This is a genomic window from Micromonospora sp. PRAS1 (genome assembly GCF_059553435.1).
Window position 1 is genome coordinate 1 of sequence record NZ_JCANNB010000086.1, and the last position, 3,221, is coordinate 3,221.

Annotated in this window: 1 protein-coding gene; it reads left to right on the forward strand. The window is 73.0% G+C overall.

Annotated features, from left to right (window positions below; translation table 11 throughout):
• The coding region (locus tag AC507J_RS32160) for a condensation domain-containing protein (protein ID WP_496294300.1) at window positions 1-3,221 on the forward strand (3,221 nt) is incomplete at both ends.

A 3,221-nucleotide genomic window follows, 5' to 3' on the forward strand; every position in this document is an offset into this window, starting at 1 on the left:
ATCGGCCGCGCCGTCGCGGCCGTCGTCGGCGAGCGGCTGGTCGCCTACGTCGTCGCCGCCGACCCTGCCGACGGGCTGCCCGACGTCGAGCAGATGCGCGCGCACCTGCGCCGCCGGCTGCCCGAGCACATGATCCCCGCCGTCTTCACCGAGCTGGCCGATCTCCCGCTCACCGTCAACGGCAAGGTCGACCGGGCCGCCCTGCCCGAGCCCGAGACGTTGCGCCCGGCCGGGGCATTCGTGGCCCCGCGCGGCGACACCGAACGGATCCTGGCCGATGTGTGGGCGCGGGTGCTCGGCGTCGAGCGGGTCGGCGGCGAGGACAACTTCTTCGACCTCGGCGGTGACTCGATCCTCTGCATCCAGGTCGTCGCCCGGGCCCAGGAACTCGGCGTGTTCGTCACCGTCGCCCAGATGTTCGACCACCAGACGGTGTCGGCCCTCGCCGCTGTCGCCACCGGGCAGCGCGACACCGTCGCCGAGCAGGGAGCGGTGACCGGAGGGTACGCGCCGACGCCCATCCAGCGCTGGTTCCTCGGCCGGCGGTTGCCCGAGCCCGGCCACTTCAACCAGTCCGTGCTGCTGGAGACCGGCGAACCCGTCGACCCGGCGGCGCTGGCCGCCGGCGTCGGGGCGCTCCTGGAGCACCACGACGCGCTGCGGTCACGCTTTCCCGCCGACGGTACCGCCGTGATCGACCCGCCGTCGCCGGTGACCACCGGCCCGGTGGGCTCCGCCGCGGTCGTCTGGCTCGCCGGCGCGGCCGACGACCCGGAGGGCGTCGCGACCGAGGCGAACCGGTCGCTCGACCTGGCCGCGGGCCCGGTGTTCCGCGTCGTGCTGTTCGACCGGCCCGGTGGCGGCCATCTGCTGCTGCTCGTCGCCCACCACATGGTCGTCGACACCGTGTCGTGGCCGATCCTCGTCGAGGACCTCACGGTCGAGCGGCGCCCGGCCAAGACCACGTCCTACGCCGAGTGGTCCCGGCGACTGACCGAGCTGGCCGCCTCCGACGACCTCGCGGCCGAGGTCGCCTACTGGGACGCCGCCGGGCGCGCCGCAGCCCCCCTGCCCCGCGACGGTGCCGGCCCGAACATGGTCGCCGAGGCGCGTGAGGTGCGGGTGGTGTTGGGTGAGGAGTGGACGACGCGGTTGCTGCGGGATGTGCCTGGGGTGTATCGGACGCAGGTGAATGATGCGCTGCTTGCGGTTTTGGGGGTGGTGTTGGGTCCGGTTCTGGTGGATGTGGAGGGTCATGGTCGTGAGGATGTTGGCGCGGGTGTGGATGTGTCGCGGACGGTGGGGTGGTTTACGAGTTTGTATCCGGTGGCGTTGGTCAGTGGCTCGGATCTTGGTGTGGTGTTGCGGGGGATGAAGGAGCGGTTGCGGGGGGTGCCTCGGCGTGGGCTGGGGTACGGGTTGCTGCGGTATCTGACCGATTGGGAGCCGACGGCCGTCGCCGACGTCACCTTTAACTACCTCGGGCAGAGCGGACCGGCGGCCCACCCCGGCGAGCACCCGGAGCCCACCGGGTTCCGGCCGACCGGGCACAGCCTAGGCCAGGAGCAGTCCCGGCTCGGTGACCGCTCGCACCTGCTCGAGGTCGTCAGCCAGGTGGCCGGCGGCCGCCTCGAAATGGTCTGGCGATACGGTGCCGCGGTCCACGAACGGACCACGGTGGAGCGGTTCGCGCATCGGTACATCGCCGTGCTGCGCGACCTGATCGAGCACTGCCTGCGCCCCGGTGCCGGCGGCAACACCCCGTCGGACTTCCCCCTCGCCGGCCTCGACCAGGCCGGCGTCGACGCCGTCACCGCCCGCGCCGGCGGCCCCGTCGAGGACGTCTACCCGCTCACGCCACTGCAGGCCGGCATGCTCTTCCACACCCGACTCGCCGCCGGCACCAACCTGTACTGGGTCCAGCACGGCGTCCTGCTCGAGGGCGGCCTCGACGTCGGCGCGCTGCACCGCGCCTGGGAACTCGTGTTCGCCCGCCACCAGGCGCTGCGCACCGGCGTCGTCTGGGACGGCGTCCCCGAGCCGCTCGCCGTCGTCCGCCGGTCCGTGCCGCTGCCGTGGCAGGTGCTGGCGGTGCCGGCCGGCGATCCCGACGCGCAGGAGCGGGCCATCCGCGATTTCCTCGAGGCCGACTACCAGCAGGGCGCCGACTTCACCGCGCCGACGCTCAACCGGATCGCCGTGCTCGACCTCGGCGATGGCCGTTGGCAACTCGTGTGGAGCTACCACCACCTGCTCCTTGACGGCTGGAGCGTCCCGATCGTCATGGGCGAGGTGATGGACTGCTATCACGCCCTCACCGCCGGCGAGACGCCGCGACCGGCCGCACGTCGCCCATTCCGCGACTTCGTGTCGTGGCTGGCGGCTCAGGACCAGACCGAGGCTCGGGCGTACTGGCGGGAGCGCCTCGGCGCGATCACCGAACCCACCGACCTCGGCATCGAACACGCCACCGGCGACACCGGCCACACCGGGCAGGCCACCCGCCCGGTCCGGCTGCGCGCCGGCCGGGAGCTGACCGAATTCGCCCGCCGGCACCGGCTGACCGTCAACACCGTCGTGCGCGGCGCCTGGGCCCTGCTGATGTCGAAGTACAGCGGCCGTTCCGACGTCGTGTTCGGCGTGACCTCCTCGGGCCGCGGCGGCCAGGTCGCCGGGATGGACACGATGGTCGGCCTGCTGATGAACACCACGCCGGCGCGGGTCACCGTCGAGCCCGGCGAACCGGTTGTGGCCTGGCTGCGGACGCTGCAGGACGAGCAGGTCGCGGCGCGGCACTTCGAACACACGCCGCTGCCGGTCATCCAGGAGTGCAGCGGCGTCCCGGCCGGCGGGCAGCTGTTCAGCACCCTCTTCGTCTTCGAGAACTACCCCGACCACGAGCACGGCCCGGCACCGGCCGGGTCGGCGGCGGCACCCGACCCGGCCGGTGTCCGCTTTGCCGTCAACTACGCCACCGACGTGCCCCACTATCCGCTCCAGGTCGTCGCCGGGGCCCGCCGGGACGTCGATGTGCGCCTCGCCTACGACCGTGCCCGCATCGACGACGCCGCGGTCGACCGGGTCGCCGAGCACCTCGCGCTGCTCCTCGACACCATCGCCGCCGACTCCGGCGCCCGGGTCGGTGAGCTGACGCTGCTGGACCCGGCCGAGCGCGATCTGGTGCTGCGGGCATGGAACGACACCGCCGCGCCCACCAGCCG